Here is an 11,835-nt window from a genome sequence, read left to right as displayed (position 1 = left end):
GCGTCAGGACCGCGACGCCGGCCCGGCCCTTGGCCGCCCCCTCGGTGTGCGCGACCGACCAGTGCGCCCAGCCCAGCTCGGCGAGGACCTTGGCGAGGTCGGCATCACTCGCGCGCACCTCCTGGAGGCACACGACGTCGGGGTCGGCGGCGAGGAGCCAGGGCACGGCGCCGCGCCTCACCGCCGCGCGAATGCCGTTGACGTTGGCGGTGACGACGCGCATGGCCCCGATTGTGCCGGAACCGGCCGACACCGGCCGAGGCGGGCCACGACGCGGACCGACGGCACCGGCCCCGCCGGCGCGGGCCCCCGACGGCACGGGCCCCGCCCGCGCGGGCCGCGCCGGCGCGGATGTGCGGGAACGGGTCCGGCGCGGTCGCGTCGCTGCCTACACTCGCGTCGTGCCGACCGATGCCCTTGCCGTCGCGCCCGTCGCTCTCGCCCTCGTCCTCGTCGTCAGCGCGGTCGGCAAGCTGCGCAGCCCCGGTCGGTCGGCCGGGGCCTTCCGCGACCTGAGGGTGCCCGCACCCCTCGCACACCGGGTCGTCGTCGAGGGCCTTCCGTGGGCCGAGCTCGCGCTCGCCGGCCTGCTCGTCTGCGGGGGCGGCGGGTGGGGCGTGGCCGCGGCGTTCGCGGCCGTCCTGCTCTTCGCGGCCTACCTCCTGCTCGTCGTGCGGGCGCTCGGGTTCGACGTGCCCGTCGACTGCGCGTGCTTCGGGGAGCTCTCCCCCGGGCGCATCACCCCCCGAACGGTCGCGCGCAACGCGTGGCTGCTCGTCCTGGCCGTCGTCTCGCTCGCGCTCGCCGCGCGCGGGGCCTCGGTCGTCGGCGGGGTCGCCGACGGCACGGCGCCCTGGTGGTGGCTGCTCGCGGCCGCCGCGGCCGGGGTCACCTCGTGGCTCGTCGGCGGCGGCTCCGGGACCGGCGAGGCCGGGCCCGCGCATCGGACCGGTGGCGGTGAGGACCGCGAGGACCTCGACGAGTACGTCCGCACGCCGACGCCCGCCGTGACGGTCGTGCTCGCCGACGGCACCGAGACCGACCTGCGGGCCCTCAGCGCCGCACGGCCCCAGCTGCTCCTGTTCGTCTCGCAGGTCTGCGGCAGCTGCGGTCCCGTCATCGAGGCCGCGCCGCGGTGGCGCGAGCAGCTGGCCCCGGTCGAGGTCCGGCTCGTCCTCGTGTCCGCCCCGGGCGACTCGCCGCTGACGAGCACGGCCGAGCCGATGACGGTGCACGACCCCGCGAACCGGGTGTCGGTCAGTCTCGGGTTCCACGCGACTCCGACGGCGGTGCTCCTCGGCGCCGACGGCCTCCTGGCCGGTGGCCCGGTCACGGGCAGCGACGCCGTGCCGACCTTCGTCGAGGACGTCCGGGCCGAGCTCGCGGCGGCCACCGACGTGAGCGTCCCGGCCGGGCCGGCGGGCGTCTGACGCCGACCGGTACGACGAGACGGAGGGGCCCGACCCCAGCGGGTCGGACCCCTCCGTGTGGGCGGGTCGGCGGAGCCGCCGCCCTCTCCGTCAGGCGCAGCTGGCGTCGAGCCCCGCAGGCACCGGAACGGCACCCTGGATGCTGCACGAGCCGCCACCCGTGGTCGCCGGCGGCGTCGACAGCGTGCCGCTGGAGATGAGGACGGGCGCCGGGTCGATCGCGGCGCAGGTGCTGCACTCGTACCGCTGGTACTGCAGGCTGAACGACGTGTTCTTGCTGCTGGCCTGGCTGTTCGTGTACACGAAGATCCGCTGGCTCGTGCCGTCGGGCGTGCAGAACGTGTTGCAGACCGTGGAGCCGGGCGGCGCGCACGTGCCGCACGTGCACGACGTGCCGGCGGCGACGTAGACCTGGTAACCGGTGACCGGCACGCCGTTGATGCGCACGTCGGTGACGACGGTGACGCCGGTGCTCGGGTTCGGCCCCGGCAGGTTGCGCGCCAGCAGCTCGAAGACGTAGCCCTTGAAGATGTCGTTGGCGTTGCCGGGCAGCTTGCAGGCCCCGCCCGTGAACGACAGCGGCCCCTCGGACGCTGCCACGGTCGGAGCAGCCGATGCGACGGCGATCGCGGGCACCGCCCAGGCGGCCCCCTTGACGACCGTGCGCCGGCTCGGTGACGTCGTGTCGACGCCCAGTTTCTCGGACATGCGGATTTCCCCCCACTCGATGTGTCTTCCCCCCGGAGAACGGCTCGACTCTAGCGACAAAACGGTCGCTGACCTGCGGTTTCGGACAGAAGTGGGGCACGGCGGCGCCCGGGTCCGATTCACGTTTCGGGACGAACCAGGCCACTTCCGGACATGTCGTCGAGGGCCTGTCGGGTGGCCTCCACCGGGTCCTGGCCGGACGGGGCGCCGAACAGGTCGACGAGGTGTGCGGCGACGTCGCGCACGGTCAGGGGGCCGGCGGCGAGCAGCTCGAGGACGACGCGACCGAGCTCGGAGACCCGCACGACGTGGTGACCGGTGTCGCCGCCGACGAGGACGACGGTGCCCTCCTCGGTCGACAGGAGGTCGACGATTGGTCCGACGCCGACCGCTGCGTCGGATCGCAGCCCGCTGCCCGGACCGATCATCGCGTCCTCCCCAGCACCTCGGCGACGACGGGTTCGAGGTCGCACGCCTCGGCGTAGCGCACGACACGCAGCCCACCGGCGGCCTCGACGGCGTCGGCGAGCCGGCGAAGGGGCCGGCCGAGGCGCGCCAGCGACGACGTCTCGGGCGCCAGGGTCACGAGCGCGTCGAGGAGAGGCACGTCCTCGACCTCGATGCCGGCGCCCGCGGGTCGGTCGCGGCGCAACGCGACGATCCCGGCGAGCCAGGGCGTCACGGCCGGTGGGACCAGGCCGAGGTCGCCGGGGGCCCGCTCGTCCTTGAGCGCCGAGCTCGCCGAGCGCCGGACGGACAGTGGCTTCGAGTAGGGCTCGATGGTCAGGTCCGGTCGCACCGCGACGGTCTCGTCGGTGATGTAGCCGCGGCCGGGGCCGAGCGTGCGGGTGGCCGTGGTCTTGCCGGTGCCGCCCGGAGCGACGTACACGAGCGCGGCCCCGGTGAGCGGGTCGCACAGCGCGCCGGCGTGGAACATCAGCGACCGGCCCGCGGCTGCGCCGATGGCGGCCCGGGTGACGCGCTGGGTGAGGTCCTGCAGCGAGGAGGCGACGGCGTCGGCCGTGGAGGCCGGCGCGGGGTGGTCGACGTCGGCGTCGTGCGGTCCGTCGGTGTCGTCGAGGCACAGGTGCCAGACGCGGCGGGCGGCGTCGGCCAGCGCCGGGTCGAGGGTCACCGCGACCCGCCGGCCGAGGGCGCGGACGACGAACGAGTCGGCGTTCACGACGCACCACCGAGCCGGGCGAGGACCAGCCGCATCCGCTCCACGCGGTCGCTCCAGTCGAGCCTCGCGACGATCTCGTCCCGTTCCGGGGAGTCGGTGGACGCCGCCCGCGACGGCCCGCCGGAGTCCGGGACCGCGGCGAGCTCGCCGCTGCCGGCGAGGACCTCGGCGACGGCGAGGATGAAGGCCGCGCCGTCGGCGGAGCGCACGAGAGGGTCCTCGCTGTCGCGGAACCCGGCCACCGGCGTCGAGACGACGGGGCGCCCGGCGGCCGCGTACTCGTAGAGCTTGATGGGGTCGAGGCTGTCGGTGAACGGCGTCACCACGTGCGGCACGACGAGCACGTCGGCGTGCTGGAGGTAGGCGGGCACGTCGGCGCTGGGGCGTGCCCCGAGGACGATGGCCCCGGCGACGCGCAGCCGCTCGGTGTCGCGGTGCTCCAGCGCGTCCGGCCCGACGAGCGCGAGCCGGCCCGGCCCTCCGGCCAGCCCCTCGAGGGCGGTGCAGAGGTCGATGCAGAGGTCGACGTCGAGACGGTCGGCGTGCAGCGTGCCCGCGTAGAGGGCGACGCGGGCGGGAGGCAGGTCGCCCGGTCGCTCGTGACTCGCGCGGTACGCGGCGGTGTCGACGCCGTTGGGCACGAGCGTCACCGCGCGGTCCGCGCCCTTGCTCGCGGCGAGCTCCGGGGAGCACACGACGACCTCGGCGCAGCGCTCGAGCAGCACGTGCTCCTGCGCGCGCACCCGGTCCAGCTGGGCCGCGGGGCGGTCGGCGAGGGTCCAGTCGTCGGTGACGTCGTAGAGGGCGGGCCAGTGCGTCGCGGCGACGAGGAGCGCACCGGTCGGGTCGTTGACCCAGAGGTTCGGCGCCGTCATGCCGAGGGTGCGCGAGGCCCGGATGACCTGGCGCGCCCAGCGGTCGTCGACGCCGGCGTCCAGCCGTCGCGGCAGCCACTTCGTCGGCTCGAACAGCCACAGCGCGTCGGGACCGACGCCGGGCAGCCGCGGACCGCGCCGCAGCCCCCGGCCCCGGCGCGGCCGGGCGGCGCCGAGCGCGGCGTGCAACGGGTCGGTGGCCGGCTCGACGAACAGGACCCGCAGACCCGGGTCGGCGCGCAGCAGCCCGGCGACGAGGTGCTGGTTGCGACGCCACACCGCGTCCCAGGCCTCGAGGGAGGCGACGACGAGGTCCATGTCAGCGCACCTCCTCGTAGAGCCGGTCCGTGAGCTCGGCCTGGCGTTGCGGCGTGAACCGGGAGCGCTGCGCCTCCTGGAGGGCGGCTCCGTAGCGGTCGCGGCCGTCGGGGTCCTCGGCGAGGCCGCGCAGGAGGGCGGCGGCGGTGTCGGCGTCACCGGGTGGGTGCAGCGCGGCGCCCACGACCGAGCCGGACGTCTCGAGGTGGCCACCACCGGCGACGGCGACGACCGGCAGAGCGGCGGCCATCGCCTCGAGGACGGTGAGTCCCAGACCCTCGACCCGGCAGGGGGCGAGCAGCACCGAGGCCCGCAGCATGAGCCGGCCGACGTCGGCGCGGTGGCCGAGGAAGGTCGTCGCGGCACCGAGGCCGAGACGGTCGACGAGCGCCGCGAGCGCCGCCCGCTCGGCGCCGTCCCCGGCGAGGTGCAGCCGCCACCCGCGCGCGGCGAGGCCGGATGCCGCGAAGGCCCGGACCGCGAGGCCGGTCTCCTTCTCGTGCTCGAAACGCTGGGCCACCAGGACGACCGGTTCGCGCTCGGCGGCGGTCGGCGAGACCTCCACCACGTCGACGCCGGGGTGGATGACGCGGCTCGGGCGACCGATGCTGCGAGCCACGTGCTCGCTGATGGCGACCCGGGCGCAGACCCGGCGGGCGGCGAGGCCGGCGGCGAGCGCCGAGAGGGGGTTGCTGCCCGGCGGCCGGGCGAAGTGCTGCGTGGCGACGAGCGGCACCGGACGGCCCGCGAGGGCCCCCGCGGCCGCGACCTCGGCGGCGGTCATGTGGGCGTGGACGACGTCGGCACCCCGGGCGGCCAGCCGCGTCCGCCGGGCGACGTCGGCGACCGTGCGGGCCGGCTCGTGGCGCACGTGCGGACCGGCCGCGGCCACGGTGCGGGCCGGGTCCCCGCCGACGACGAGCACCTCGTCGCCGCGGTCGGCCTGGGCCCGCGCGAGCCGGGCGACGTGGCTCTCGACCCCGGCGAAGGCGTCCGAGCGGACGACGTGCAGCACCCTCATGCCCCACCTCCGGGCGCGACGGAGCCGGCGACCGTCGGACGCGGGTCGAGGGAGGTCAGCAGGTCGAGGTATCGGCGCGCGACGAGCTCCCACGAGTGTTCCTCGGCGGTGGCGCGAGCGGCGCCCCGGACGGCCTCGGTGTCGAGGGCGAGGACGCGCTCGACCGCGGCGGCCAGGGCCGTGGGCAGGCGACCGGGGGCCGCGTCGACGACGGCGCCGTTGACGCCCTCGACGACGAGGTCGGGGACGCAGCCGGTCGGGGTGGCGACGACGGGCACGCCGCACGCGAGGGCCTCGAGGACGACGAGCCCGTAGGACTCGTAGGCGCTCGGGCTGGCCAGCACGTCGGCCGCGTGCAGCCACGGGCGCGGGTCGGGGTGCGGGCCGACGAGGTGGACGCGGCCGTCGACCCCGACGCGTCGGGCCTGCTCGCGGGCCGCGGCGACGAGGTCGGGCGTCCCGCCGACGACGACGAGGTGGGTCCGGGGGCTGGTGGCGGCGAGCGCCTCCGTCAGCGCGGGCAGCCCCTTGCGGCCGAACTCGTTGCCGATGAAGAGGACGACGCGGTCCGCCGGCCCGAGGCCGAGGGCCTCCCGCGGGGCCGAGCGCTCGGTCGGCGTCGGCGGGCGGAAACGGTCGACGTCGACGCCGTTGCCGATGACGACCGTCGGCGGACGCAGCCGGGGGTAGGTGTCGCGGAGCAGCCGCTCCTCGGCGGTGACGAGGTTGACGACGACCCGGTGCGCGCGGGATCGGGTGTACCGGTAGCGGTCGCGGACCGTCGTGAACAGGTGGACCGGGTTGCGCAGCAGTCGCAGTCGGCCGTGGCCCCGCGCGGCCATCGCCACCTGGACGATGCCGTGGTTGACGTAGACGTCACCGGCGAGGGCGTCGTTGTGGCACACCGACAGCAGGTCGGGGTGGGCGCGCAGGTACCGCCGGGCCCGGGCGGTGCCGACGGTGGAGAACCACAGCACCCGGGCCAGCAGGGCGAGGCGTCCGCGGAGGCCGCCCCCGGGACGGGGCAGCCACCCGCCGCCGCACTCGGCGAGGGTGAACCGCCGCACGTCGACCCCGGCGCGCCGCCACTCCTGCTCGAGGTGGTGGGCGACGGCACCGACGCCGGTCCCCGGTGCGATCTCCGGGGTGATCTGGACGACGGCGGTCACGGGGCACCCACGCGTGGCGCCCACGCCACCCCCGTGACGCGGCGTCCGACGTCCTGTGCCGCCGTCGAGCCGGCGGCCGGCGTGGCAGCCCGTGCGGCACGGCGGGCCTCGGCGTACCACTGCGCGCCGATGCCGATGCCGAGCACGACGAACGGCACCGACGCCTGCACCGCCGACCAGAACAGGTCGAACTGGGCCTGGCTGAACCGGTTGACGAGGACCGCGAGGGCGACGGAGCCGTAGCGGGGGTCCAGCCTCCACGCGACGCGGAGCGCGACGGCGAGCAGGACGAGGAACAGGACCAGCCCGACGACCCCGGCGGAGGTGAGCACCTCGATCTCGGCGTTGGGCGGCTGGAACGAGACGGCGAACCGGTCGGTGTACCACCAGCGCAGGCCGACGCCGAACCACGGGTCGGTGCCCCAGACGTCCAGGCTGTCCTGGAACCACGTGAGCCGCTGGAAGACCGAGTTGAACTGGTTGCCCGAGCTGAGCTGGTCCTGCACGAGGTTGGTGACGAAGAGGACCGCCGGCGCGAGGAGCAGGAGGACGAGCTTGCTGCGGCGGCGTTCGGACCGGCCGCGCAGCACGAGGACGAAGACGGCCGCGACGAAGCCGATGAGCGCCTGGCGCGACTGGGTCAGGAACATCGCCGCGACCATGACGGCGAGCAGCAGCCACCCGAGCCGGCGCCCGATGCCGGCCCACGCGGGACGGGCGTAGAGGATGGTGGCGCCGAACGAGCAGACGGTGCCCACGAAGTTCTTGTGCATCGGGTAGGGGATGGTGATGTAGACCGGCGAGAGGTCGCCCCGGAGCACCTGCAGGCCCCCCTCGACGACGGTGACCAGGGCGAGCAGCGCGACGGTCCCGATGACGAGGCGCAGGCCGGTGCGCGCGTGCCCGTTGGCCCCGACCGCCCAGCCGACGAGGACGCTGCCGGAGACCGTCATCCAGGCGTGCGCCCACTCGACGGCGTTGGCCGAGTACGGGTTGTCGACGACGGTGACGAGGGTCGCGAACTGGTAGGCGGCCGAGGCCCAGAGCACGGCGCGCAGGCCCGGTGCGAAGGGGCGGCGGGCCAGCAGGAGGGCCGGCAGGCTCGCGCCGGCGAGGGCGAAGTCCGACAGCGACAGGTCGACGCCCTGGCTGCCGACGCGGAGCACCGCGAAGAGCACGGGCAGGACGGCGAGCGGGATCAGCCCGGGCTGGACCGCCGTGACGCCGGCTGCGAGGACGGCCACGCCGATGACGACCGCGGCCTCCGGCGTCGTGGCGGCGAACCGCCCGACGACGAGCAGCAACGCGGCGGCGAGCACGACGAGCGCGGCGGTGCGCACCCGCGCCCGCCACCGCTCCCAGGCCTGACCGGCGTGCCGGGCGTGCCCGCGTCCGGCGACGGCGCCGCCCACCTGCGACATCTCAGGCACCTTCCGCCGCAGGGCCGCCCGCGAGGAGATCGGCGGGCCGACGCTCGGAGCGGACGGGGCCCGCGAGGTTGGCGCGCAGCCGGCGCCGCGCCGCGACCCCGCGCTCGCCGGGCAGCACGACGGCGCGCACCCCGGAGCCGAGGACCTGCCCGAGGCGGCTGACCTGCCAGCCCAGCGCCCCGTGGTGCTTGCGCAGGAACAGCTCCTGCGCGGCCTGCACGTGTCCCTCGCGGCGGTCCGGGTCGGTGCTCGTGGCCGCACCGACGTGGACGGCGCGGGCCTCGGGCACGACGGCGTGGCGCCACCCGAGACGGACCGCCCGGGCCGCCCAGTCGGTCTCCTCGCCGTAGAGGAAGAACCGGTTCTCGTCGAAGGCGCCCACGTGGTCGAGGGCCTCGCGGCGCAGCAGCAGGACCGAGCCGATGACGTACCGGTCGCGGCGCCACCGGCCGAGGCCGACGGCGTCGAGCCACGTGCCGAGCGGGGACGGGAACGGCCACGTGACGCGCGAGGCGTGGCCCCCGGCGTCGACCTGGGCCGGGCCGACGCTGGCGAGGCCGGGGTCGGCGGCGAGCGCGGCGACGAGCCGGTCGACGTCGGCGGGGGCGACCGACGCGTCGGGGTTGACGAGCAGCACGTCGGCCTCGGCCCGGACGTGGCGCAGCCCCTCGTTGACCCCGGCCGCGAACCCGCCGTTGCGGCCCGGGTCGACGTACCGGGCACCGTGCCGCTCGGCGACGGCACGGACCTCCGGTGACGACGAGTTGTCGACGACGGTGACGCCGTACCCGGCTGGCACGAACGGCTCCAGGGCACCACCGAGGAGGTCGGGCCGGCCGTAGGCGACGACGACGACCTCCACCGGGCGCTGCCCGGGGCCGGCCGCGGAGGGCGTGCGCGTCGCCGACCGGTAGAGCGCGTCGTGCGCGGCCGCGACGTGGTCCCACGACGACGCGGCGGCCCGGACCAGCCCCGCCGCGCGCAGCCGCTCGGCGGTGGCGGCGTCGCGCCCGGCCTCCACGGCGGCCTTGGCCAACCCGGCGGCGTCACCCTCGGCGACGACGAGCGCGGCGTCGCCCACGACGTCCGGCAGGGCGCCGCTGTCGCTGACGACGACCGGGGTCCCGCAGGCCATCGCCTCCAGGGCGACGCGTCCGAACTGCTCGACCCACGACCGCGTCGTCAGGGACGGCACGCAGAGCACGTCGACGGAGCGCAGGAAGCCGGGCAGGTCGGCCGGGTCGAGGGCGCCGAGGTGCTCGACACGCTCGGCCACCCCGAGCTCGACGGCGAGCCCCTCGAGGCGGGACCGGTCAGGGCCGTCACCGGCGACGCGCAGGCGCAGGCCGGTCTCGATTGCGAGGGCCTCCAGCAGCACGTGCACGCCCTTGGCCGGGTCGAGCCGGCCGGCATACCCGACGACGACGTCCTCGTCCCGGCTCGGTGCGCGCCGCGGTGCCGGGGTGAAGGTCGTCAGGTCGGTGCCGAGGTCGATGGTGCGGGCCCGGCCCGGGAAACCCTTGCGCTCGACGATGCGTCCGGCGGCGTCGTTGCACACGGACACGCCCGACGCGTGACGCAGGGCCCACCGCTCGAGCCATCGGAACGGCGGCGGGTAGCGCTTGTCGATGTTCTGGGCGGAGTAGAGGACGTAGGGGGCGCGCTGGCGGCGCAGCCGTCGCAGCAGCAGCACCTCGGCCGTCGCGAGCGCGAACGGCTCCTCGTGGACGTCGACGACGTCGAGCGGTCGGCCGAGCGCCCGCCAGATCGGGCGCGGGTCGTAGAGGAAGAGCGCGGGGTGGCGTCCGACGGTACCGACGCCGGTCACGGTCTCGCCCTCACGCGGCGCGAGCGGAACGACGCGTCCGCCCTCGGACCACGCGCGCGCCGACAGCAGCTCGACGTCGTGCCCGAGCCGGCGCAGCGCACGCTCGCGCTCGCGCCAGCCGTCGACGACGGCGCTGTGGGACACGCGCAGCGTCCGCATCGGCCCCCTCCTGACCGTTCCTCCCCGCACCACCGTGGTCGCGGTCGGCCCTCCCCCGGGCCACCGGTGCGGATGTCGCTGACTCGGCCCCGGGATTCGGATGATATGGGACGATGCTCGCACGTACCGTCGAGATCGGCCGGGGGGACCGTGACTTTTCGAGACTTCCTCACTGTGCTGGGGGCGCGGTGGCGGATCGTCGTCCTCTGCCTGCTGACGGTGACCGCGGCCACGGCCGTCCAGACGATGCTGACGCCTGCCGTCTACACGGCCAGCGCCAAGATCTACCTGTCGGCCACCGAGCCGGTCGACTCCCAGGACGGCAAGTCCGGCACCTACGCCGTGTCGGCCACCGACCTCGCCACCTACCTCGACGTCCTCACCTCGCCGTCGGTCACCGAGCCGCTGACCGAGCGTCTCGGCCTGGCGCCGGGCACCCCGCTCGGCCTGGCCGGCGAGGTGTCGCAGACCTCGAACATGATGACGATCAGCTCGACGGGCGGTGACCCGCGGCTCGTGGCCCGCGTCGCCAACGAGGCGGGCCCGGTGCTGGCCGAGGTCGCCAAGAAGTTCTCGCCGCTGCTCGCCTCGAACGGCCAGTCCGTCGAGTCCACGACGATCGCCCCGGCGGGGGTGCCGGCCGAGCCGATCTCGCCCAACGCCAGGCGCAACCTGCTCATCGGTGGTCTGCTCGGCCTGGCCATCGGCATCGGCCTGGCGCTGCTGACCCACACGCTCGACACGAAGGTGCGCAGCGAGGAGGACATCAAGGCGCTGTCGAGGCGCCCGATCCTCGGTGACATCCCGCTCGTCAAGGCGGCCAAGGACGCCACCGGGTTCCTCAGCCTCGAGTCCGACCCGCACGGGCGCCACGCCGAGGCCATCCGTCGGCTCCGCACGAACATCCTCTTCGTCGACGTCACCACCGGCGGCCACTCCTTCGTCGTCACCTCCTCGGTTCCCGGCGAGGGCAAGACGACGACGACCGTCAACCTCGCGCTGGCCATGGCCGACGCCGGGTCGCGGGTGCTGCTCATCGACGGTGACCTGCGCAACCCGTCGGTGGCAAGGACGCTCGGCCTCGACGGCGCGTTCGGCCTGACGACGCTGCTGCTCGGGCACGCCGAGCCCGACGACGTCATCCAGCAGTGGCGCGACACCTCACTGCACGTGCTGCCGGCCGGCGCCGTCCCGCCGAACCCGAGCGAGCTGCTCGGCTCCGAGCCGATGGAGCTGCTGTTCGGCAAGCTCGCCCACGAGTTCGACTTCATCCTCGTCGACAGCCCACCCGTCGTGCCGGTCATCGACGCCGTGCTCATCAACAAGCTGACGCGCGGCCTCATCATGGTCGTCGGCGCCGAACGGACCCGGAAGAAGGACCTCGCGAGCGCCGTCCAGTCGCTCGAGACGGTCGAGGCCCCGGTGGCCGGGTTCGTCCTCAACATGGTCTCGTCCGGGTCCTCGACCGCGCACCGGTACGGCTACTACGGCTACAACCGGGACGCCGACGCCCAGCCCACGAAGACCGGCACCGCCGTCAAGGCCGGAACCGCCGTCAAGGCTGGAACCGCCGTCAAGGCCGGAACCGCCGTCAGGGCCGGCACGGCGGCCAGGGCCGGCGCCGTCTCGCGCGCCGACCAGAAGCGGGCCCGGCACGGCTGACGCGTGCCCGTCGGGCCGGGGCGCGCCGCTCCCCCGGCCCGGCCGACGCGGC

At 75.6% G+C, this 11,835-nt stretch carries 11 protein-coding genes; 2 read left to right on the top strand and 9 right to left on the bottom strand.

Annotated features, from left to right (window positions below; all coding sequences use genetic code 11):
* A partial coding sequence (locus ACPYOM_RS09230) for an endonuclease/exonuclease/phosphatase family protein (protein ID WP_481345720.1) occupies nucleotides 1-223 on the bottom strand: 223 nt, incomplete at its 3' end.
* Nucleotides 224-401: 178 nt separating this feature from the next.
* On the opposite strand from ACPYOM_RS09230, the gene ACPYOM_RS09225 reads away from it, so the two are divergent.
* Complete coding sequence (locus ACPYOM_RS09225; RefSeq protein ID WP_481345719.1) at nucleotides 402-1,430, top strand: MauE/DoxX family redox-associated membrane protein; 1,029 nt, start codon at nucleotides 402-404, stop codon at nucleotides 1,428-1,430.
* Nucleotides 1,431-1,520: 90 nt separating this feature from the next.
* On the opposite strand, the gene ACPYOM_RS09220 is transcribed toward ACPYOM_RS09225, so the two are convergent.
* From ACPYOM_RS09220 to ACPYOM_RS09185, 8 genes are all read right to left on the bottom strand, one after another.
* A complete protein-coding gene (locus ACPYOM_RS09220) occupies nucleotides 1,521-2,138 on the bottom strand; it encodes a hypothetical protein (RefSeq protein WP_481340993.1) in 618 nt (205 codons plus the stop codon).
* Nucleotides 2,139-2,257: 119 nt separating this feature from the next.
* On the bottom strand, nucleotides 2,258-2,566 hold the full coding sequence (locus tag ACPYOM_RS09215; protein ID WP_481345718.1) for a hypothetical protein: 309 nt from the start codon (nucleotides 2,564-2,566) through the stop codon (nucleotides 2,258-2,260).
* Nucleotides 2,563-3,321 (bottom strand): hypothetical protein, encoded by a 759-nt coding sequence (locus tag ACPYOM_RS09210; RefSeq protein ID WP_481345717.1) that lies wholly within the window; start codon nucleotides 3,319-3,321, stop codon nucleotides 2,563-2,565. Before ACPYOM_RS09210 ends, ACPYOM_RS09215 begins: the two co-directional genes overlap by 4 nt.
* Nucleotides 3,318-4,514: a glycosyltransferase gene (locus ACPYOM_RS09205; RefSeq protein WP_481345716.1), complete on the bottom strand. Its 1,197-nt coding sequence runs from the start codon at nucleotides 4,512-4,514 to the stop codon at nucleotides 3,318-3,320. The genes ACPYOM_RS09210 and ACPYOM_RS09205 overlap by 4 nt, the downstream gene beginning before the upstream one ends.
* A 1-nt stretch (nucleotide 4,515) precedes the next feature.
* Nucleotides 4,516-5,535: a glycosyltransferase family 4 protein gene (locus ACPYOM_RS09200; protein ID WP_481345715.1), complete on the bottom strand. Its 1,020-nt coding sequence runs from the start codon at nucleotides 5,533-5,535 to the stop codon at nucleotides 4,516-4,518.
* A complete protein-coding gene (locus ACPYOM_RS09195) occupies nucleotides 5,532-6,704 on the bottom strand; it encodes a glycosyltransferase family 4 protein (protein WP_481345714.1) in 1,173 nt (390 codons plus the stop codon). The genes ACPYOM_RS09200 and ACPYOM_RS09195 overlap by 4 nt, the downstream gene beginning before the upstream one ends.
* Nucleotides 6,701-8,125: an O-antigen ligase family protein gene (locus ACPYOM_RS09190; RefSeq protein WP_481345713.1), complete on the bottom strand. Its 1,425-nt coding sequence runs from the start codon at nucleotides 8,123-8,125 to the stop codon at nucleotides 6,701-6,703. Before ACPYOM_RS09190 ends, ACPYOM_RS09195 begins: the two co-directional genes overlap by 4 nt.
* A gap of 1 nt (nucleotide 8,126) precedes the next feature.
* Nucleotides 8,127-10,121 (bottom strand): glycosyltransferase, encoded by a 1,995-nt coding sequence (locus ACPYOM_RS09185; RefSeq protein WP_481345712.1) that lies wholly within the window; start codon nucleotides 10,119-10,121, stop codon nucleotides 8,127-8,129.
* Between the two features lie 150 nt (nucleotides 10,122-10,271).
* Here ACPYOM_RS09185 and ACPYOM_RS09180 point away from each other — a divergent pair, with 150 nt between their 5' ends.
* On the top strand, nucleotides 10,272-11,783 hold the full coding sequence (locus ACPYOM_RS09180; protein ID WP_481345711.1) for a tyrosine-protein kinase domain-containing protein: 1,512 nt from the start codon (nucleotides 10,272-10,274) through the stop codon (nucleotides 11,781-11,783).
* The last annotated feature ends 52 nt before the right edge of the window (nucleotides 11,784-11,835 follow it).

Source organism: Monashia sp. HAY1-2A, assembly GCF_056755315.1.
This window is presented reverse-complemented; position numbering and strand designations above follow the sequence as displayed.